Source organism: Actinomadura geliboluensis, assembly GCF_005889745.1.
Classification (GTDB): Bacteria; Actinomycetota; Actinomycetes; order Streptosporangiales; family Streptosporangiaceae; genus Spirillospora; species Spirillospora geliboluensis.
Map to the genome: position 1 here is coordinate 1 of NZ_VCKZ01000633.1, position 3,387 is coordinate 3,387.

General features: G+C 72.2%; 5 protein-coding genes. 2 read left to right on the forward strand and 3 right to left on the reverse strand.

Going from position 1 to position 3,387, the window contains the following annotated elements; genetic code table 11:
- Together ETD96_RS42760 and ETD96_RS42765 are read left to right on the forward strand one after the other, a co-directional pair.
- Positions 1-801 (forward strand): helix-turn-helix transcriptional regulator (locus ETD96_RS42760; protein WP_138642182.1); only part of this gene is annotated, 801 nt, incomplete at its 5' end.
- 54 nt (positions 802-855) lie between these two features.
- Positions 856-1,155: a cupin domain-containing protein gene (locus ETD96_RS42765; protein ID WP_240808633.1), complete on the forward strand. Its 300-nt coding sequence runs from the start codon at positions 856-858 to the stop codon at positions 1,153-1,155.
- On the opposite strand, the gene ETD96_RS42770 is transcribed toward ETD96_RS42765, so the two are convergent.
- From ETD96_RS42770 to ETD96_RS42780, 3 genes are all read right to left on the reverse strand, one after another.
- A complete protein-coding gene (locus tag ETD96_RS42770; protein ID WP_138642183.1) occupies positions 1,137-1,499 on the reverse strand; it encodes a DUF1330 domain-containing protein in 363 nt (120 codons plus the stop codon). The genes ETD96_RS42765 and ETD96_RS42770 overlap by 19 nt on opposite strands.
- A 64-nt stretch (positions 1,500-1,563) precedes the next feature.
- A complete protein-coding gene (locus tag ETD96_RS42775; RefSeq protein WP_138642184.1) occupies positions 1,564-1,932 on the reverse strand; it encodes a nuclear transport factor 2 family protein in 369 nt (122 codons plus the stop codon).
- Positions 1,933-2,078: 146 nt separating this feature from the next.
- A partial coding sequence (locus tag ETD96_RS42780) for a hypothetical protein (RefSeq protein WP_205719747.1) occupies positions 2,079-3,387 on the reverse strand: 1,309 nt, incomplete at its 5' end.

Below are 3,387 nucleotides of genomic sequence, written 5' to 3' on the forward strand. Positions count from 1 at the left end.
GGGCGGGAGGCCGACTGCCGGCGCAACGCCGAGGAGGGGCTCGCCGGGGCCGCCGTCGGGGGTGTCTCGCCCGGCGCGCCGTGGGCGCACTGGTCGCTCGGGCTGCTGGACCTCGGGCTCGGCCGTGCCGAGGCCGCGCTCGCCCGTTTCGAGCGGCTGACCCGCGAGCCGATGCGCCACCACATCTGCGCCACCCGTTCCACCCCTGACCTGGTGGAGTCGGCCGTCCGGGTCGGGGCGCCGGAGCGTGCCGTGGAGCCGCTGGAGCGGTTCGAGCGGTGGGCGGGGTCGGTGCGGCAGCCGTGGGCGAACGCGCTGGTGCTGCGCTGCCGCGGGCTGCTCGCTGCCGACGATCGGGCCGAGTCGTTCTACACCGAGGCTCTGAGCCTGCACGACCGGGACGACCGTGCGCTGGAGTACGCCAGGACCGCGCTGCTCTACGGCGAGTGGCTGCGCCGGGCGCGGCGCAAGGCTGAGGCGCGCGGGCGGCTGGAGGACGCGCTGGACGTCTTCGAGCGGCTCGGCATGCGTCCGTGGGCCGAGCGCGCCCGCGGCGAGCTGACCGCCACCGGTGTCCCGGATCGAGGTGCCGCCCGGGGCGGGGGCGCGGCCGTCGCGCTCACCCCGCAGGAACTCCAGATCGTCCGGCTCGCCGCGCGGGGCCTGTCCAACCGCGACATCGCGGCGCAGCTCTTCCTCAGCCACCGGACGGTCGGCTACCACCTCTACAAGGCGTATCCCAAGCTCGGCGTCGCCTCCCGGGGCGAACTGAAGGACGTCGCCGACCTGCTCGGACTGTGAGAGGCTGCCCCCGTGACGGCTCCTGAACAGGTACTTTCCGGGCAAATCCTGCCCGTGGACGTCGATGGGGTCCCGGCGGTCGAGCTCGGTCCCGGCGTCCACGTCCGGATGCTGCCGGGCATGCCGGGCATCCGGACGTGGGTGATCGACCTGGCCCCGGGCGCCGAGTGGCCGGGGCTGGACGTGCACGAGACCTACGGCGAGGCGTACTTCGTCGTCCGCGGCGAACTCATCGAGGGGGACCTCGTCCACGGGCCCGGTACGTATGTGGCGTTCGGTCCGGGGACGAGCCACCGGCCCCGCACGGAGACCGGTGTGCGCGCCTTCGGGTTCAACTACGACGTCCCCGCCTGACCGGCGGCGAGCGCGTCCCGCATGGCCCGCACGGCGGGGGACGGGTCGTAGCCGTCGGGAACGCCCTCGACCAGGATGATGTCGCCCTCGATGTGCCGCGAGCGCAGCGGTGCGATCTCCCGGTACGCGGGCGAGTCCCACCAGGCCCGCGCCTCGGCGATCCCGGGGAAGCCGATCATCACGACGGCTCCGGGCCAGCCGCCCTCCAGCACCTCGTGCGCGGTGACGTGCACGAGGTAGCGGCCGCCGTGCGGCGCGAAGGTGCCCGGCAGGCGCTCGATGTAGTCCGCGATGTCCGGGTGCGGAGGGGCGTCCTGCAGATGGGCGATGACGTAGGCGGTCACGGTTCCTCCTCGGGTTGCGTGGGCGGGCCGGGGGCGGGCCGTCGCGGCCCGCCCCCCGCGGCGGTCAGACTCCGGCCGGCACCCGGTCGAGGAAGCCGAGCACCTGGCGGATGCGCCCGTCCTCGCCGATCACCGCGACGTCGAAGCCGATGACGACGGGCTCGCCGCCCTCCGGGCCCAGGTGCCAGGTGAACCGCGCGATGTCGTGGTGGGCGTCCACCGCGCCGCCGAGGCTGAAGACCAGCCCGCGGAACTGCGCCTGGACGGCCGCGATGGTGGCGTCGAGCCCGTCCCTGCCCTGGACGGACGCCAGCGGGTCGGTGTAGACGGCGTCCTCGGCGAAGACGTCCGCCAGGACGGCCTGCCGCGCGGCCGCGTCGGTCTCGTTCCAGGCGGCGAGGTAGCGCTGGACCAGCTCGGTGACGTCGCTCATGTGCTTCTCCTTAGTGCGTGCCCTTGCTTGTGACCACCACGCTAGGGACGCCGGAGAAGCGGGGAATCTGACGTGCTTAAGTACTTTTCGTGCGAGGTGCGTGCCGCGCCCGGCCGGAGAGTCCCCCCGGCCGGGCGCGGGGCGGGTCAGGTCGGGTAGACGGAGTAGACCATGCGCTTGCCGGGGTGCTCGCCCACGGTCCAGAACGTGCCGAGCAGCGGGTTGGCGGGGTCGGTACCGCTCTGCCAGTGGGAGAGGTCCTCGGGGCCGATGCTCAGCGGCTGCTTCCTGTCGATCACCAGGTTGACGGTGGAGGAGTTCGCCGGCTCCGTGGTGATGAGGTCTCCGGCCGTGTTCTCGCCGTGGCTGCGGCTCAGGTACCAGCGGCCGTTGAAGCGGGTCGCGCCTTGGACGTTGCTGTCCGGCAGCTTGTGCGCGACGTCGGCGTTCCAGCGGTAGGCCGTGTCCATGATCAGGTTGTTGTTGCCGTCGAACGCGCCGGAGATCGGCCAGGCGGCGACCCGGCCGTTGGCCTCTTCGGGCCCGGCGCAGTACTCGCCCGCGATGAGGTGGTCGGTGCCGCTGCGGTCGAGGGAGACGTAGGAGTAGTTCGGCGACTGGTCGGAGTAGGAGCACGCGGTGCCGGTCGCGGCCGTGCGCGTCCAGGAGCCGACCTGCGGCATGACGTAGCGGTAGCCGTAGCCGTAGTAGGTGTCGCCGTAGAGGCCGACCTTGTCGGCGCCGCTCGTGGTTCCGTTCGGGGACGCGCCGAGGTCGTAGATGCGGCGCATGTCGAACATCCGGAAGCCGCGGGCGGTGTCCGCGACGAACAGGTAGTTGCCGTACCAGAGGATGCCGCCGGCGTGCAGCGCCTTGTTGTAGTCGCTGGTGGCGGGGTCCTCCGACACCCTGACCGTGTCGTAGTCGCCGTCGGCCCGCGGGTACACGAGCAGGACGTGCCGGTAGGCGCCCGTGTTCGGGTCCATGAAGCTGATGCGGACGCCCTTGACCATGCCGTCGCCGTTGTCGTTGTGGTCGTACCAGCTGACGAGGACGGGCTGGTAGCCGTTGCCCCACTCCTGGTCGGCCTGCATGTCGGCGACGGTCGTGACGCCTTGCGGGTACCACTGGCCGGTGTCCCTGTCGTCGTCCTGGAAGCACATGCTCCGGCCGATCGTGGGACGGGGGCCGCTCTCCGCGATGGCGGCGGGCTCGCAGGCGGTGCCGTTGCCGGTGGGATTGTCGTCCCGCCGGTTCAGGTCGTTCATGATGTCGGTGACGGTGGCCTTGACCAGGGGCAGGTTGTCGGCGCGGGTCTGCAGGTCGGTGCCGTAGGAGTTCGGGCGGAGCTGGAAGTTGGAGAGGGAGAGTTCGTCCGCGTGGGCGGGGGCCTGTAACGCGGTGAGCAGGGGGACGGACAGGGCCAGGGCGGCAAGGGCGGCCAGACTTCGGCGC